The sequence below is a fragment of the Bradyrhizobium sp. CER78 genome (genome assembly GCF_029846235.1).
Taxonomy (GTDB): Bacteria; Pseudomonadota; Alphaproteobacteria; order Rhizobiales; family Xanthobacteraceae; genus Bradyrhizobium.
Map to the genome: position 1 here is coordinate 416,723 of NZ_JARVWP010000001.1, position 14,278 is coordinate 431,000.

The 14,278-nt window shown below is 64.8% G+C and carries 15 protein-coding genes; 11 read left to right on the top strand and 4 right to left on the bottom strand.

All coding sequences use genetic code 11. The annotated features are described in order from the left end of the window. Window positions 1-190: 190 nt before the first annotated feature. Complete coding sequence (locus QDT69_RS01810) at window positions 191-571, top strand: DUF5330 domain-containing protein (protein ID WP_279704956.1); 381 nt, start codon at window positions 191-193, stop codon at window positions 569-571. Window positions 572-715: 144 nt separating this feature from the next. Continuing rightward, window positions 716-1,147: a SufE family protein gene (locus QDT69_RS01815; protein WP_279704957.1), complete on the top strand. Its 432-nt coding sequence runs from the start codon at window positions 716-718 to the stop codon at window positions 1,145-1,147. Window positions 1,148-1,151: 4 nt separating this feature from the next. Here QDT69_RS01815 and QDT69_RS01820 read toward each other — a convergent pair whose 3' ends face one another. Then, complete coding sequence (locus QDT69_RS01820) at window positions 1,152-1,565, bottom strand: MucR family transcriptional regulator (RefSeq protein ID WP_021080787.1); 414 nt, start codon at window positions 1,563-1,565, stop codon at window positions 1,152-1,154. 183 nt (window positions 1,566-1,748) lie between these two features. Further along, window positions 1,749-2,633: a DUF308 domain-containing protein gene (locus tag QDT69_RS01825; protein WP_279704958.1), complete on the bottom strand. Its 885-nt coding sequence runs from the start codon at window positions 2,631-2,633 to the stop codon at window positions 1,749-1,751. Window positions 2,634-2,974: 341 nt separating this feature from the next. On the opposite strand from QDT69_RS01825, the gene QDT69_RS01830 reads away from it, so the two are divergent. Together QDT69_RS01830 and QDT69_RS01835 are read left to right on the top strand one after the other, a co-directional pair. After that, the gene (locus QDT69_RS01830; protein ID WP_279704959.1) at window positions 2,975-4,624 is read left to right on the top strand and encodes a glycosyltransferase family 39 protein; all 1,650 of its coding nucleotides are present in this window, start codon (window positions 2,975-2,977) and stop codon (window positions 4,622-4,624) included. A 169-nt stretch (window positions 4,625-4,793) separates the two neighbouring features. Next, entirely contained in the window at window positions 4,794-5,573 is a 780-nt protein-coding gene (locus QDT69_RS01835) for a class II aldolase/adducin family protein (protein ID WP_279704960.1), read from the top strand. Window positions 5,574-5,676: 103 nt separating this feature from the next. Here QDT69_RS01835 and QDT69_RS01840 read toward each other — a convergent pair whose 3' ends face one another. Together QDT69_RS01840 and QDT69_RS01845 are read right to left on the bottom strand one after the other, a co-directional pair. Further along, window positions 5,677-7,077 (bottom strand): M20/M25/M40 family metallo-hydrolase, encoded by a 1,401-nt coding sequence (locus tag QDT69_RS01840; RefSeq protein ID WP_279704961.1) that lies wholly within the window; start codon window positions 7,075-7,077, stop codon window positions 5,677-5,679. Between the two features lie 95 nt (window positions 7,078-7,172). Further along, window positions 7,173-8,795 (bottom strand): helicase HerA-like domain-containing protein, encoded by a 1,623-nt coding sequence (locus QDT69_RS01845; RefSeq protein ID WP_279704962.1) that lies wholly within the window; start codon window positions 8,793-8,795, stop codon window positions 7,173-7,175. Window positions 8,796-9,170: 375 nt separating this feature from the next. Here QDT69_RS01845 and QDT69_RS01850 point away from each other — a divergent pair, with 375 nt between their 5' ends. From QDT69_RS01850 to QDT69_RS01880, 7 genes are all read left to right on the top strand, one after another. After that, window positions 9,171-9,536 carry a hypothetical protein gene (locus QDT69_RS01850; protein WP_074131304.1) on the top strand — a complete coding sequence of 122 codons (366 nt, stop codon included), beginning with the start codon at window positions 9,171-9,173 and terminating at the stop codon, window positions 9,534-9,536. Window positions 9,537-9,591: 55 nt separating this feature from the next. Further along, window positions 9,592-9,999, top strand: a complete 408-nt coding sequence (locus QDT69_RS01855) for a DUF4332 domain-containing protein (RefSeq protein WP_018270650.1) — start codon at window positions 9,592-9,594, stop codon at window positions 9,997-9,999. A 102-nt stretch (window positions 10,000-10,101) separates the two neighbouring features. Continuing rightward, a complete protein-coding gene (gene folP / locus QDT69_RS01860) occupies window positions 10,102-10,956 on the top strand; it encodes a dihydropteroate synthase (RefSeq protein ID WP_279705176.1) in 855 nt (284 codons plus the stop codon). Next, entirely contained in the window at window positions 10,953-11,333 is a 381-nt protein-coding gene (gene folB, locus QDT69_RS01865; protein ID WP_074131305.1) for a dihydroneopterin aldolase, read from the top strand. The genes folP and folB overlap by 4 nt, the downstream gene beginning before the upstream one ends. Window positions 11,334-11,337: 4 nt before the next feature. After that, window positions 11,338-11,829 carry a 2-amino-4-hydroxy-6-hydroxymethyldihydropteridine diphosphokinase gene (folK, locus tag QDT69_RS01870; protein WP_279704963.1) on the top strand — a complete coding sequence of 164 codons (492 nt, stop codon included), beginning with the start codon at window positions 11,338-11,340 and terminating at the stop codon, window positions 11,827-11,829. Window positions 11,830-11,936: 107 nt separating this feature from the next. Further along, window positions 11,937-13,811, top strand: coding sequence for a methylmalonyl-CoA mutase family protein (locus QDT69_RS01875; RefSeq protein ID WP_279704964.1), 1,875 nt, complete (start codon window positions 11,937-11,939; stop codon window positions 13,809-13,811). Next, window positions 13,808-14,278, top strand: coding sequence for a GFA family protein (locus tag QDT69_RS01880; RefSeq protein ID WP_050420173.1), 471 nt, complete (start codon window positions 13,808-13,810; stop codon window positions 14,276-14,278). Before QDT69_RS01875 ends, QDT69_RS01880 begins: the two co-directional genes overlap by 4 nt.

The window sequence follows — 14,278 nt, forward strand, 5'->3', positions numbered from 1 at the left end:
TCTCCGGCAGCCGAAAGCCGCTATCAATCGAAAATTTACGGCGAATCAATTCAGGCGAATTTTCCGCGATTTTTCGGCGGATTTACTTCAATGCAGATACTTCCGATTTATCGACCGATGCTAACCGTGAGGGCAATAGCGGCATCGACCGCGCAAGAAGCAAGACAAGATAGACGACCGGGATCGCGCCATGTTCTTCCTGCTGCGTTTGGCATTCTGGCTCGGGCTTGTGCTCGTGCTGCTGCCGAGAGACAAAACTCCTGAAGCGGACAAGACGCCGCAGATCAGCGCATCGGACGCGGTGTCGGCCGCGACCGCGACGATCAGCGACATGGGTCAGTTCTGCAAGCGTCAGCCATCGGCCTGCGAAGTCGGCGGCCAGGCCGCGACCGCGATCGGCCAGCGGGCGACCGACGGTGCGCGCAAGCTCTACCAGATGATCACCGACAAGAAGCCTCCCGATCACACCGGCTCGATCGGCAAGGACGATACCGATTCTGCCTCCGCGTCCCGCGACACGCTGACCGCGGACGACCAGACCATCGAATTCCGCCTGCCGCCGATGCCGTGAGCGCAAACCAGCGCGCTTTCGAACAAAGTGGGCGCCGGTTCGCGTGAAGAAAACACGTCAAAACCGCAGGGAACCGGTTCCATTTTCATCGCTTTCGCGGCGCGCCTTCCTATATAAGCCGTTAAGGACAGGACGTGGGCCACGATGACGACGATCGACGAAATCAGGGACAATTTTGCGCTGCTGGACGAGTGGGACGACCGTTACCGCTACGTCATCGAGCTCGGCCGCACCCTCGAACCGTTGTCGGAGGCGGAGCACTCGGCCGAGAACAAGGTGCAGGGCTGCGTCAGCCAGGTCTGGCTGTCGAAGCGGGTCGAGCGCGATGCCAATGGCGAACCGCGCCTGATCTATATCGGCGACAGCGACGCCCACATCGTGCGCGGCCTGGTCGCGATCGTGCTGACGCTGTTTTCCGGGCAGACGCCGAAGCATATCCTCGCCACCGACGCGCTGGCGCTGTTCGACGAATTCGGCTTCCGCGACCATCTGACGCCGCAGCGTTCCAACGGCCTGCGCTCGATGGTCGATCGCATCCGCAACGATGCGCGCGAGGCGCTGGCCTCCGCCGCGTAAGGTGCTATTTCCGCTTCCGCGCCTGCTGGCCGAGGCCCATCTTCTTGGCGAGCTGGGAGCGCGCCACTGCGTAGTTCGGCGCCACCATCGGATAGTCGGCCGGCAACCCCCATTTGTCGCGATACTGTTCCGGGGTCATGTTGTACTGGGTGCGCAGATGGCGCTTGAGCGACTTGAAGCGCTTGCCGTCCTCGAGACACACCAGATATTCCGGCGTGATCGACTTCTTCATCGACACCGCAGGCTTGGCCGGCTCGCTCGGCGTGTCGCTGCGCCCGCTCGACACGCGCAGCAGTGCGGCATGGACCTGGCCGATCAGGTTCGGAATATCCGAGGCCGGCGTCGGATTGTTGCTGAGATAGGCCGAAACGATGTTAGCGGTCAGTTCGACCGGCGTTTTGCCTGACGTATCGGACATGGCTCAACCTTCCCCGTGCTCTCGACGGCGCGGCGCCGCACGCCGTTCGGGCAGTATCCGCGCGCGACAATACATCAACAGAATCGCGCACTACTTCGCGAATATGAGCGGATTACAGGAAATCTGACAAGAACTGCCGTGTTTTAGACTTCGCGCCAGCCGTTCGCAAGTATTGCCGTAGATCTACGGCCTTTGCTCCAGATGCGAGCGGAGCTCGTCGATCGAGGCAAATCGCATCATGCCCTCGGGCATTTGCGCCTCGATCGATCCGTCCGAATAGAGCGAATAGGCCATGCCGTCGACGACGCCCGATTTGAGCACGGTCACCGGGGGCTGCTCCTGGGGCGGCGGCGGATGGCCTGACGACGGCGACGCGGCCGCTGACTGCGCCTCGCCGAAGGTCGACGGCGCCCGTGGGCCACGCCGCGGGGCGACATCGACCGACCTCGGCCGATCGGCCTTCGGCCACGCATCGTCGAATGTTGCCGGCGCGGGGTCGGCCGCCGCGGCCGGGCCCGGACGCAGCTCCGGCGACAGCAGATCCGGCGTCAGCGGCTCGGCAGCCCGTGTCTCGGACCGCTCACGCTCCTTGCGCGAAGAGGAGAACAGCAGGTTGCGCCGCTTCGGCGGCGCGCTCCCATCCGCGGGCGCTGCACCCGGCGTGGGCGGCGGGGCCTCGGCGGACGCGCCGCGCGGGGCAAGTTCGTCGTGCCAGGGCGGCGGGCTTGCAGCCGCTGGCGCGGCCGGCGGGACCGGCGGGGGTGCAGCGACCTTCGGCTCACGCGGCGGCGGGAATACCGCATCGTCAGGGGCATTGCGCGGGGAAGTTGCAGGCGGAACCTCCACCCTGGCGCCCGCGGCACCGGGCTCGAGCCGCGCGGCGATGATCTGGAGTTCCCCAACCACGGCGGCAAGCGCCAGCACGATCGCACCTGTGCACACGCCGGTCACGCCTGTCATGATCAAGGTGCCGCCGACGCTGAATTCCTTGTAGGGGATTCCCAAGCCGACCGCCGCCAAGCCCGCCACGACCAGGCCCGCGCCGACGACCAACAGACCAACCTTCATCGAACTAACCCCCGGGAGACCCGACCAAAAATGGGTGTGGGCCACCAACGCCACGATACCGTCATATTACCCACACCGCCAACCGCCAATTGTAGGCAGAGTTCCCTAAAATCCCGCTTAACCGCGCGGACGCGCGCGTCTTTCTCGCGGTCACACCAGACGGCGTCGGGCGCCTGCTCCCGTAGATTTACTGGCTACGAATTGCTGCCAATTTATTGCAACGCATCTGGGAAATTACGCCACAATTACCAATTACTCGGAAACGGAACTGCGCTATGGATGCCGGGGAATGAGGCCCTAAAGCGCCAAACTGGGCCACAGGCACGCCGGTACCACTAGCTATGTCATCGATTACGACGTCTGCCATCGAGGCGCCTGCGCGGCGCTCCGTGGAGAAGACCTGCGACGATCTCGCATTCCTCGTCCTCGGCGTGGTCGCCGTGGTCGCCGGCCTCACTTTCCGCGATTACGGCCTCGGCTGGGACGATTACACCCACGCTGAATATGCCGACCTCCTGCTGCGCATGTACGGGTCCGGGTTCAAGGACACCGGCGCGCTGTCATTTGCCAACCTCTATATGTATGGCGGCGGCTTCGATATGGCTGCGGCCCTGCTGCACAAGGTCATTCCTCTCGAATTGTTCGAGACGCGCCGCCTGCTCGGCGCGATCGTCGGCGTCATCGGCCTCGCCGTAACCTGGCGGCTGGCGCGCCGCGTCGGCGGCCCGCTGGCGGGACTGGCGGCGCTGCTGCTGCTGGCGCTGTGCCCGACCTTCTACGGCCACATGTTCATGAACCCGAAGGATGCGCCGTTCGCCGTGGCGATGATCTTCCTGATCCTGGGTCTCGTCCGCCTGATCGAGGAATATCCGGCGCCCTCGCCGCGCACGATCCTGATCGTGGGCCTCGGGGCTGGCCTGTCGATCGGCTGCCGCGTCCTTGGCGGGCTCGCTCTGATCTACGCCGTGGTCGGCTTCATCCCGCTCTTTATCGAGGAATTCCGCAAGCAGGGCGCGCGCGAGGCGACCCACCGCTTTGCCCACGTCGTCTATGTGCTGCTGCCGGGGCTTGTTCTCGGCTATCTCGTGATGGGCCTGATCTGGCCGTGGTCGATCATGGAGCCCGGGCATCCGCTGGAAGCGGTGACCTATTTCTCGCACTTCTTCGAGAAACCGTGGAAGGAGATGTTCGACGGCGCGCTGGTGTCGGTGCCGGACATGCCGTGGTCCTATCTGCCCACGCTGTTCGCGTTGCAGCTTCCCGAAGTGATGCTGGTGCTGCTGACCGCGGCGGTCATCACCACCTTCATGTCGCTGTCGCGCATCGATGTGACCGCGAAGCGCAAGTCGATCATGCTGATGCTGACGCTCGCGGCAACCTTGCCGCTGGTGATCGCAATGGTGAAGCGGCCGGCGCTCTACAACGGCATCCGCCACTTCATCTTCGTGATCCCGCCGATGGCGGTGCTCGCCGGCGTCGCGTTCGCCCGCGGCATGGACTGGCTCGGCGAAAACCGCCGCGCCTGGCAACCCGCGGCGCTCGCGGTGTTCGCGTTCGGCCTGCTGCTGCCGCTCAGCGAAATGATCCGCCTGCATCCGTACCAGTACACGCACTTCAACCACATCGCCGGCACGGTGCGGACCGCCGACAATTTCTTCATGCTGGACTATTGGGGCCTGGCGCTGAAGCAGGCCTCCGACGGGCTGCGCGAGCAGCTGGCGGAGCGGCAGGAAGTGCCGCCGCAGAACCGCAAGTGGAAGGTCGCCGTGTGCGGACCGCAGCGGCCCGCGCAGGTCGCGCTCGGGCCCGACTTCACGATCGGCTGGGACAGCAATGCCGCCGACTTCGCGATGACGCTCGGCGAATTCTACTGCAAGGGCCTGGCCGCGCCCGTGATGGTCGAGATCAAGCGCGACGACGTCGTGTTCGCCCGCGTCTACGACATCCGCGGCCGCAGCATCTCGAGCCTGCTGGCGATCCCGGCGCCGTAGCGCGCAGCACGTCCGTTACGCTGCTGCCCACTTCCGGAGCATGATCTCCCTGATCGTGGGCCAGCCGTCGCATGCTGACATGACTGTCACGCCGTTACGCTGCCTTGCCGCGATCCGGCGCCGACGCTAGGTTCGACGCAGGAAACAGCCATCAACGGAGCAATCGGCCATGTCGCCAGCGGAAGCACGCCTGAAGGAAGTGCCGTCGAACATGAGTGCGGCGGAATGGGAGCAGCGGATCAATCTTGCCGCCTGCTACCGCCTGGTCGCGCTCTATGGTTGGGACGATCTGGTCGATACCCACATCTCGGCCCGCGTGCCCGGCCCCGAGCATCACTTCCTGATCAACCCCTACGGGCTGATGTTCGACGAGATCACCGCGTCGAGCCTGGTCAAGGTCGACCTCGACGGCAACCAGCTCTCGGAGAGCCAGTACAGCATCAACCCGGCCGGCTTCACCATTCATTCGGCGATCCACGAAGTGCGCGAGGACGCCGGCTGCGTGCTCCACCTGCACACGATCGACGGCACCGCGGTGTCGAGCGGCCCCGACGGGCTGCTGCCGCTGAACCAGACCGCGCAGCTCGTCACCCACGATCTCGCCTATCACGACTATGAAGGCATCGCGCTCGATCATGACGAGCGCCCGCGCCTGCAGCGCGATCTCGGCACCAAGAACCACATGCTGCTACGCAATCACGGCACGCTGACGGTCGGCCGCTCGGTCGCCTCCGCGTTCGAGCGGATGTACCATCTGGAGCGCGCCTGCTCGATGCAGGTGGCGACCCGCGCGCTCGGACCGATCGCCTATCCGGTCGACCAGCTCGCGATCGACAAGAACACCGAGCTGCTGTCCAACCCCGACCGCGCCGAGCTGCGCTCGACCCAGCTGGTCTGGCCGCCGCTGCTGCGCAAGCTCGACCGGGTCAATCCCGGCTACCGTGATTGAAATTTCACAATCTTCGGGTAGGCTAACCGCCAACACCCTCTGCACTACCTGAATCAAAACGCCGCCCAATTCCGGGCGGCGTTTTTACGTTCGGTGCCTCGCTTTACTTGGTGTCGGCGAAGGCCGCCAAAATCCGCGCCCAGGAGCGGATGCCCTTGTGGTAGCTCTTGAGGTCGTACTTCTCGTTCGGCGAATGGATATTGTCGTCGTCGAGCCCGAAGCCGACCAGCACACTGTCGAGGCCGAGCGTGCGCTTGAAGTCGGCGACGATCGGGATCGAGGCGCCGGAGCCGATCAAGAGCGCCTCCTTGCCCCATTCGTCGGTCAGCGCGCGGCGGGCGGCGGCCAGTGGCTTCATGTTCCAGTCGAGCGCGATCGCCGGCGCTGAGGAATGATCGGTGAACTCGGCCTTGCAGTCCGCAGGCACGCGCGCCTTCACATAATCGCGGAATGCGTTTCGGATCTTCTCCGGATCCTGTCCCTCGACCAGGCGGAACGAGACCTTCGCCGACGCCTCGGCCGCGATCACCGTCTTCGAGCCCTCGCCAGTGTAGCCGCCGATGATGCCGTTGATGTCGCAGGTCGGCCGCGAGGAGACCTGCTCGATCAGCAGACGATCCTTCTCGCCGGCGGGCACCGAGAGGCCGATCGGCTTGAGGAAGCTTTCCGGCGTCAGATTGAGCTGCTTCCACTGCGCCAGGATGTCCGGCGGCAGATCCTTCACGCCATCATAGAAACCGGGGATGGTGATGTGGCCGTTGTCGTCATGCAGGCCGCCGAGAATTCGCGTCAACACGCGGATCGGGTTCTGCGCGCCGCCGCCGAACACACCCGAATGCAGGTCGCGATTGGCAGCCTTGATCTTGACCTCGTCATAGACCAGGCCGCGCAGCGAGGTCGTGATCGCCGGCGTGTTGGGGTCCCACATGCCGGTGTCGCAGACCAGCGCGAAGTCGGCCTTGAGCTCGGCCTTGTTGGCCTCGAGGAACGGCACGAAGTTCTTCGAGCCGATCTCCTCCTCGCCCTCGATGATGATGGTGATGTCGACCGGCAGCGATCCCGTCACGTTCTTCCAGGCGCGGCAGGCCTCGATGAAGGTCATCAACTGTCCCTTGTCGTCTTCGGCCCCGCGCGCGACGATGATCTTGCGCCCGTCGGCATGATCGGTCACCACGGGCTCGAACGGCGGACGATGCCAGAGATTCAAGGGATCGACCGGCTGCACATCATAGTGCCCGTAGAACAGCACGTGCGGGCGTCCGTCAGTCGAATCGTTCAGCTTGCCGACCACGGCCGGATGGCCGGCGGTCGGACGCACCTCGGTCTTGAAACCGAGGGTTGCGATATCCTTGGCGAGATGATCGGCAGCCGCCTTGCAGTCATTAGCGAAGGCCGGATCGGCCGAGATCGATTTGATCTGCAGCAGCGTGAACAGCCGCTCGAGACTGTTGTCGAAATCGGCATCGATGCGATCGAGGACGGGCTGCAGCTTGGCGTTGGACATCGCGGATATCCTTTTTGTTTGGACATTGCCGACGTTGTAGCGCGCCGGCCGCCGGAGGCAAAGCCGGTTACCCGTCCAGCCGGATCGTCGCGATGCTACCTGCGCAGGATTCCGCCGAGCGCGCCGCGCACCAATGCGCGGCCGATCGAGCCGCCAACCGAACCGCCGACCGACTTGCCGAGATCTGCGACCACGCCGCCGACCACCTTGTCGGTCACCGAGCGCGTGACGTTGCGCGCGATCACCTGCCCGGTCGAGAGCCGGCCGCGTTTGACGTTGGTGCCGAAGATCGTGGCGGCGATCGCGCCGATCTGGCCGAGGATGCCGCCCCCCCCACCACCAGCGCCGCCATCGGCCTGCGCCGCCGCGCCCGACAGGCGCTTCTGGATGATCTCGTAGGCGGATTCGGCGTCGATCGCGGTATCGTATTTGCCCTTCACCGGGCTCGCATCCATGATCGCCTTGCGTTCTTCCGGTGTGATCGGCCCGATCCGCGCTGACGGCGGCCGCACCATGACGCGCTCGACCATCGACGGTGTGCCAGCCCCCTCGAGGAACGAGACCAGCGCCTCGCCCTTGCCGAGCTCCATGATCACCCGTGCGGTATCGAGCTTCGGATTAGGCCGGAAGGTCTGTGCGGCCGCGGCAACCGCCTTCTGGTCGCGCGGCGTGAAGGCGCGCAGCGCGTGCTGCACGCGGTTGCCGAGCTGCGCCAGCACCTTGTCCGGCACGTCGATGGGATTCTGCGTGACGAAATAGACGCCGACGCCCTTGGAGCGGATCAGCCGCACCACCTGCTCGATCTTGTCCATCAGCGCCTTCGGCGCATCGGTGAACAACAGATGCGCCTCGTCAAAGAAGAACACCAGCTTCGGCTTCGGCAGGTCGCCGGCCTCCGGCAATTCCTCGAACAGTTCCGACAGCATCCAGAGCAGGAACGTGGCGTAAAGCCGCGGGCTCTGCATCAGCTTGTCGGCGACGAGAATATTAACCATGCCGCGACCGTCACGGTCGGTCCGCATGAAATCCTTCAGCGTCAGCGCCGGCTCGCCGAAAAACTTTGCGCCGCCCTGGTTCTCGAGCACCAGCAGCTGGCGCTGGATCGTTCCGACCGTCGCCTTGGACACGTTGCCATAGCTCTGCGCGGCCTTGCGGATCGACGCCAGCGGATCTTCCCTGTCGTCAGCCCCTTTCTTGCTGCCGTCGGGCGCGATCGCATCAAGCAGGGCACGCAGATCCTTCATGTCGATCAGCGCGAGTCCATTCTCGTCGGCGACACGGAAGGCGACGTTGAGCACGCCCTCCTGCACGTCGTTCAGATCGAGCATCCGCGACAGCAGCAGCGGCCCCATCTCGGTGACGGTGGCGCGCACCGGATGGCCCTGCTCGCCGAACACGTCCCAGAACACGGTCGAGAATTGATCGGGCTGGAAGGTCAAGCCCATTTCCTGGGCGCGCTTCACAATAAAGTCCTTGGCCTCGCCGACTTCGGAGATACCAGAGAGATCGCCCTTGATGTCGGCTGCGAAAACCGGAACGCCGGCGCGCGCAAATCCCTCGGCCATCACCTGAAGCGAGACAGTCTTGCCGGTTCCGGTCGCGCCGGTAACAAGGCCATGCCGGTTGGCCAGCGCCAGCGTCAGCCAGGCAGTCTCTTCACCCTTGCCGATAAAAATCTTCTGGTCCGTATCGGCCAGCTTGTTGTCGGGGGTCGCCATCGCATCGCCTCTTCGCGCAGATTTAGATCGTTTCGATCATCGCACCCGGTTCGATGTCGCGCCCGGTCGGTACCGAACTGCTGCCATCCATCATATTGCATCTTGCGGGGCGATTGAAAACCGTCAGCCGATGCCGACGTCAATTGTCGCTGCACTAGTTCCTCATACTTTATTCCCGGCAAAGTGACGAAAGGCATTGCGCATTGCGACAAGATGGTGTGAATCCGCCGCTCACTCTTGCAGCGAGGCAACAGTCACAACGCGATCGAAAAAGAAAACGAACTGAAATGCGCGGATCGCTTGAATTTCGTGACACAGGCGCTCAAGATAAATCATCAAGAACGATCCGGTAAAGTCCGGTTGAGGCGGGGCAAGATGGACGAACTGGTTGGACAGCTGGCCGCGAAGGCCGGCATCGATAGCGCTGTCGCTGAGAAAACCATCGGCATCGTTCTGGGTTTCCTCCGTAACGAGGGACCTTCCGACAAAGTCCAGGCTCTGATCGACCAAATCCCCGGCGCCGAAGCGGCTATTGCCGCCTCCAACAACAGCGGCGGTCTGTCGCGGTTGATGGGTGGCGGGCTGATGGCTGTCGGCACCCGTCTCATGTCGCTTGGCTTGAGCATGGGTGAAATTCAGAACGTCGCACGTGAACTTTTCAAGTTCGGCCGCGACAAAATCGGAGCGGATCAAATGGGCGAGATCATCTCGGGGACGCCGGGCCTCAGCCAGTTTGCCTGAAGCACCTCCCCACGCCCTTTGCACGTGCGCTCCCTTCTACCTGCATACGAGTATCATGACATACCCCCTCTCCGAGATCGAAGGCCTGTCCGCCTATTGCGCCACCAAACTGAAATCACAGGGTATCCGCACGACCGACGCGCTGCTTGAAGCCGCCCGCACCGTCAAGGGACGCAAGGCGCTCGCCGCCAAGACCGGAATCAGCGAACAGCAATTGCTCGAATGGGCCAACATCTCCGACTACATGCGGATTCCCGGGATGGGCAAGGCGAAGGTCGGCCTGGTCCGCGCCGCCGGCGTCACCACGGTGCGCGAGCTCGCCCACCGCAACCCGTCGCGACTGGCGCAGAGCATGAAGGACGCCAACGTGCGGCGTAAGCTGGTCCGCGTGATGCCTTCCGAGAAGTCAGTCGAGCTGCTGATTGAAGAGGCACGCAAGCTGCCACCCAAAATCACCTATTAGCATCACCTATTAGCCTGTCTTGACGGCATTCGGCGCCGCCGGCGCCACGCGCGTCCGCGACACCTTGACTTGCCGCGGCGGTCAGCGCAAAGCCTGCGCATGATGGCGACCAAGCCCATAGCATCTGTCGTGACCGGCCAGGCCGTATCAGCGGTGCTGCCGGCGCTGCTGTCGCGGCCATATCCGGCTGTCATGGGCATCCTGAACGTGACGCCGGACTCGTTCTCCGATGGCGGCCAGTTCATCGCGCCCAAACAGGCGTTGGCGCAGGCCCGCAGGCTGGTTGCCGAGGGCGCCGACATCATCGACATCGGCGCTGAATCGACCCGCCCCTATGGCTCGCAGCCGGTCACCGCCGAGGCCGAACTGGCGCGGCTGCAGCCGGTCCTAGCCGAGGTGATCGCGCTCGGCGTGCCGGTCTCGATCGACAGCATGAAGTCCGAGGTGGTGGCCTGGGCGCTCGACCAGGGCGCTGTGATCGCCAACGATGTCTGGGGCCTGCAGCGCGACGCCGGCATGGCCGCCGTCGTCGCCGCGCGCGGCGCGCCCATGATCGTAATGCACAATCGCGAGAGTGCCGATCCTTCGATCGACATCATGCAGGACATCACGGCGTTCTTCGAACGCTCGCTCGATATCGCGGCGCGCGCCGGCATTGCCTCCGACCGGATCGTGCTCGATCCCGGCATCGGCTTCGGCAAGACGCCGGAGCAGAGCATGATCGCGCTGGCGCGGCTTTCCGAGCTCGACGCGTTCCGCCTGCCGGTGCTGGTCGGCGCCTCGCGCAAGCGCTTCATCAGCACGGTCGTGCCGTCAGAACCGCAACAGCGGATCGGCGGCTCGCTCGCCGCGCACCTGATCGCGGCACGAAACGGTGCCCGCATCATCCGCGCACATGACGTCGCGGAAACCGTTCAGGCGCTGCGGGTGGCCGCGGCAATCGAGGGACAGCAATGACCGACACGATCTTCATCACCGGGATCGTCATCCATGCCCGTCATGGCGTGATGGAACACGAGACCGAGGTCGGACAGCGCTTCGTCATCGACCTCGAGCTCTACACCGACCTCTCGGAATCCTCGCGCACCGACCGTCTCTCCGACACGGTGTCCTATTCCAACGTGGTGGCGACCGCGACGTCGGCATTCAAGAACACCAACTACAAGCTGCTCGAGCGCGCCGCCGGTGCGGTGGCCGAGGACATCCTGGCCACCTTCCCGCGCGTCAGGGCGGTCAAGGTCACGGTGCACAAGCCGCATGCACCGATCGCGGCGATCTTCGACGATGTCGGCGTGGTGCTGACCCGCTCGCGCCATCCGCCGGCGCACGGTTGACCTGATGGCCGATGTCCTGATCGCACTTGGCGGCAATGTCGGCGATGTCCGTACGACGTTTCGCAAGGCGATCGCCAATATCTGCGGCATGACGCAGGCGGCGCTCCTGGCACGCTCGTCGGATTATTCGACGCCGCCCTGGGGCGATCAGCAGCAGGACAGCTTTATCAATGCCTGCATCGAGATCGACACCAGCCTCGATCCGCATGCGCTGCTGTTCACGCTGCACAAGATCGAAACCAAGTTCGGCCGCGACCGCAAGAACGAGCAGCGCTGGGGGCCACGCACCCTCGACCTCGACCTGATCGCCTATGACGACGTCACACTCGACAAGCCGGAACTGACGCTGCCGCACCCGCGTCTGTTCGAGCGTGCCTTCGTGCTGGTGCCGCTGGCCGAGATCGTTCCGGACCGCGTCATCGCCGGGCGCCGCGTCGCGGATGCGCTGGCAAACGTCTCCACGGATGGTATTTTCCGTCTTGCGGACCCCGATTAAAAGTCGAATGGCCGCAAACAAAAGTTTGGCTTGGCCGCCCGCCCGTGGCAATTTCCGGCCAAATCAAGGGGCCCTCTCGCTGGGCCGGTGAAGGACGATTTGGGCGGATGACGACCTCGACTGACGACTTGCCTCTTGCTTCGGATTTTCCGGCTGCGACCTATGACGACTGGCGCAAGCTGGTCGACGGCGTGCTGAAGGGCGCCCCGTTCGAGAAGCTGGTCGGCAAGACCTATGATGGCCTCAAGATCGATCCGATCTACCGCCGCGCCACCAACGCCTGTCCGCTTCCGGGCCGCGCCGCCGCGATGCCCTGGCATATCCTGCAGCGGGTCGATCACCCCGATGCCGCGCAGGCCAATGCACAGGCGCTGCATGATCTCGATAACGGCGCGACCGGCCTCGAATTCGAATTCGCCGGCGGCCCTGGCACCCGCGGCTTCGGACTTGCCGATGCCAGCAAGAAGACGCTGGCGCGAGCCTGCGGCGGCATCCATCTCGATGCCGGAATCATGATCGCGCTCAACCCGGTGATCGGCCGCGAGAACGCCGGCGAGACGTTCGCCGACATGGTCGAGGCCCGCAAGCTCGATCCCGCCAAGCTCGACCTGCATTTCAATTACCAGGCGCTCAGCACCATGGCGGTGCGCGGTGCCGCGGCCATCGCTTGGCCGAATTACGAAAAGTCGTTCGGCCAGGTGGTCAACGGCCTGATCAAGCGCGGCTTCAAGGGGCCGTTCGTGCTGGCTGACGGCCGGCCGGTGCACGATGCCGGCGGCTCCGAGGTACAGGAGCTCGCCTTCACGCTCGCGCTCGGCCTTGCCTATCTGCGCATGCTGGAAGCTGCCGGCATCGACCTCGATGCGGCGCGTGCGGCGATCTCGTTCCGGCTCAGCGCCGATGCCGACCAGTTCCTGACCATGGCGAAATTCCGCGCGCTGCGGCTGTTGTGGGCGCGGGTCGAGCAGGGCTGCGGCCTTGCGCCGAAGCCGATCTTCGTCAACGCGCAGACCGCCTGGCGGATGCTGACCCAGCGCGACCCCAACGTGAACATGCTGCGTGCGACGATCGCGACCTTTGCCGCCGGGCTCGGCGGCGCCAATGCGATCACCGTGCTGCCGCATACGCTGGCGCTCGGCCTGCCGGATGATTTCGCGCGGCGCGTGGCCCGCAACACGCAGCTCGTGCTGCTCGACGAGTCCAATCTCGCCAAGGTGTCCGATCCCGCCGCAGGCGCCGGCGGCATCGAAACCTTGACCTCGCAGCTTTGCGAGGCGGCGTGGGCGCTGTTCCAGGAGATCGAGAAGGCCGGCGGCATCTTCTCCGCACTCGAGCAGGGGCTGGTACAGAAGAAAGTTGCCGCGACGCGGGCGCAGCGCGAAACCAATGTGGCGAAGCGCCGCGACGTGCTGACCGGAGCCAGCGAATTCCCGAACCTGCACGAAGACGTCCTCGCGGTGCTGGACGTCAAACCGGCCGCGCCGGTGTCAACAGCCGGTGCCAAGGTCACCTTCGATGCCCTCGCGCCGATGCGGCTCGCCGAGCCGTTCGAGGCGTTGCGCGACAAGTCCGACGCCGCGCTGAAGGCGCGCGGCGCGCGGCCGAAGATCTTCCTCGCCAATCTCGGCACGCCGGCGGATTTCACGGCCCGCGCCACTTTCGCAAAGAGCTTTTTCGAGACCGGCGGGATCGAGGCGATCGACAGCGAGGGCTTTGCCGACCCGGCGGCGCTGGCCGCGGCCTTCAAGGCCTCGGGCGCCGCGATGGCGTGCATTTGTTCCTCCGACAAGGTCTATGCCGCCAGCGCCGCGGAGGCCGCCAAGGCCCTTCACGGCGGCGGAGCAAGGCATATCTATCTGGCAGGGCGGCCCGGCGACCAGGAAGCGGCGCTGCGGGCAGCCGGCATCGGTGAGTTCGTCTTCGCCGGCGGTGATGCGCTGGCGACATTGCGCGACGCCTATCGGCGGATGGAGCAGGCATGACGGCAGAGGCACCAGCGAAACCCGTTCTGACCGGCGGCTGCCAGTGTGGCGCCGTGCGCTTTGCGGTGTCGGCGGCACCGAACCGGGTCAGCATCTGCCATTGCCGGATGTGCCAGAAGGCCTCCGGTGCGCCGTTCGCCTCCTTCGCCGACATCAACAAGGAGGATTTCGCCTGGACCCGGGGCAAGCCGGCGGCGTTCAAATCATCCTCGATCGCCGAGCGCGATTTCTGCGCTGCCTGCGGCACGCCGCTCAGCTTCCGGCGGATCGACGGCCCCCGCATCGAGATCATGACCGGCGCCTTCGACCGGCCCGACCGGGTGATCCCGACGCAGCAGTTCGGAACCGAGTCCCGCCACGGCTGGGTGGTCGGCATCGCCAACCTGCCGAGCCAGACCACGATGCAGAATTACGGACCGGACAAGATGGCGACCATCGTCAGCCATCAGCATCCGGACCATGACTAA

Coding starts and splice junctions, on each gene's coding strand:
- QDT69_RS01855 (WP_018270650.1), top strand. CDS start 9,592: ATGACATACCCCCTCTCCGAGATCGAAGGCCTGTCCGCCTATTGCGCC.
- folK (WP_279704963.1), top strand. CDS start 11,338: ATGGCCGATGTCCTGATCGCACTTGGCGGCAATGTCGGCGATGTCCGT.
- folP (WP_279705176.1), top strand. CDS start 10,102: ATGGCGACCAAGCCCATAGCATCTGTCGTGACCGGCCAGGCCGTATCA.
- QDT69_RS01880 (WP_050420173.1), top strand. CDS start 13,808: ATGACGGCAGAGGCACCAGCGAAACCCGTTCTGACCGGCGGCTGCCAG.
- QDT69_RS01815 (WP_279704957.1), top strand. CDS start 716: ATGACGACGATCGACGAAATCAGGGACAATTTTGCGCTGCTGGACGAG.
- QDT69_RS01845 (WP_279704962.1), bottom strand. CDS start 8,795: ATGGCGACCCCCGACAACAAGCTGGCCGATACGGACCAGAAGATTTTT.
- QDT69_RS01820 (WP_021080787.1), bottom strand. CDS start 1,565: ATGTCCGATACGTCAGGCAAAACGCCGGTCGAACTGACCGCTAACATC.
- QDT69_RS01825 (WP_279704958.1), bottom strand. CDS start 2,633: ATGAAGGTTGGTCTGTTGGTCGTCGGCGCGGGCCTGGTCGTGGCGGGC.
- QDT69_RS01830 (WP_279704959.1), top strand. CDS start 2,975: ATGTCATCGATTACGACGTCTGCCATCGAGGCGCCTGCGCGGCGCTCC.
- QDT69_RS01875 (WP_279704964.1), top strand. CDS start 11,937: ATGACGACCTCGACTGACGACTTGCCTCTTGCTTCGGATTTTCCGGCT.
- folB (WP_074131305.1), top strand. CDS start 10,953: ATGACCGACACGATCTTCATCACCGGGATCGTCATCCATGCCCGTCAT.
- QDT69_RS01850 (WP_074131304.1), top strand. CDS start 9,171: ATGGACGAACTGGTTGGACAGCTGGCCGCGAAGGCCGGCATCGATAGC.
- QDT69_RS01840 (WP_279704961.1), bottom strand. CDS start 7,077: ATGTCCAACGCCAAGCTGCAGCCCGTCCTCGATCGCATCGATGCCGAT.
- QDT69_RS01810 (WP_279704956.1), top strand. CDS start 191: ATGTTCTTCCTGCTGCGTTTGGCATTCTGGCTCGGGCTTGTGCTCGTG.
- QDT69_RS01835 (WP_279704960.1), top strand. CDS start 4,794: ATGTCGCCAGCGGAAGCACGCCTGAAGGAAGTGCCGTCGAACATGAGT.